General features: G+C 30.0%; 2 protein-coding genes. Both read left to right on the forward strand.

Annotated features, from left to right (window positions below):
• Window positions 1–58: 58 nt before the first annotated feature.
• The gene (gene trxA, locus NSA58_RS20335; RefSeq protein WP_039678809.1) at window positions 59–376 is read left to right on the forward strand and encodes a thioredoxin; all 318 of its coding nucleotides are present in this window, start codon (window positions 59–61) and stop codon (window positions 374–376) included.
• Window positions 377–400: 24 nt separating this feature from the next.
• Window positions 401–1,286 (forward strand): NAD(P)/FAD-dependent oxidoreductase (locus NSA58_RS20340; RefSeq protein WP_330652620.1); only part of this gene is annotated, 886 nt, incomplete at its 3' end.

Here is a 1,286-nt window from a genome sequence, read left to right on the forward strand (position 1 = left end):
ATGTTAACTTTTATTAAAAAAATTAATATTATATAGTGATACATTAGGAGGAGAAATAATGGCTAAATTAGTAAATAACTCTCAATTTTATAATAAGATTAGAACATCAGATAAATTAGTAGTAATGGATTTTTTTGCAACTTGGTGTGGACCTTGCAAAATGTTAACACCAATATTTGAATCTCTAAGCAAAGAGATGTCGGACAAAGTTGACTTTGCCAAAATTGATATTGATAGAAGCCTTGAAGTAGCTCAAGAATATGAAATAGTTTCAGTTCCAACAATGATAATATTTAAAAATGGAAAAGAAGTACAAAGGATAGTAGGGTTTGTTCCAAAAGAACAAATAAAATCTAAAATAAAGGCTCACTTATAAGAGCTGTGGATTGTGGTGATGATAATGAGATATGATATAGCAATAGTAGGAAGTGGTCCAGCTGGGCTTTCGGCGGCCATAAATGCAAAGATAAGAAACAAAAATATAATATTATTTGGAAATGAAAATTTAAGTAATAAGCTTGAAAAGGCTCCAGAAATCAACAACTATTTAGGTTTTTATGAAGTTAGTGGAGAAGATTTGAAAAATAGATTTAAAGATCATATAGATAGTATGGGAATTGAAGTATCAAATAATAGAATTACAAATATTTATGCCATGGGTGATTACTTTGCTTTAATGAGTGGTGAAAACATGTTTGAGGCTACTACAGTTATATTAGCAACTGGTGTTCAATATGGTAAACCAATTAAAGGTGAAGAAGAATATTTAGGTAGAGGAGTAGGTTATTGTGCTACTTGCGATGCACCTTTATACAGAGAAAAAACTGTAGCTATTATAGGATATAATGAAGATGCGGAAGAAGAAGCAAACTTCTTAAATGAAATTGCTTCTAAAACATACTTTATACCGATGTATAAACATGAAGGTCTTATGAGAGGTAATAATTTAGACTCAAACATAGAAATCATAAATGAAAGACCTACTGAAATAAAAGGAGAAATGTTAGTAAATCAAGTTTCATTTAAAAATATTGCAATAGATGTGGATGGAGTTTTTGTAATAAAAGATAGTGCATCACCAAGAACTTTAGTACCAGGACTTGAGGTTGATGGATCACATGTTAAAGTTGATATAAATATGAATACAAATATTCCGGGATGTTTTGCATGTGGAGATATTGCTGGCAAACCTTACTCTTATATTAAATCAGCAGGGCAAGGTCAAGTAGCAGCAATTAATGCAGTATCGTATATAGATAAATTAAAGATAAGAGAAAAAAATAATA

Source organism: Terrisporobacter muris, assembly GCF_024621905.1.
GTDB classification, from domain to species: Bacteria; Bacillota; Clostridia; order Peptostreptococcales; family Peptostreptococcaceae; genus Terrisporobacter; species Terrisporobacter muris.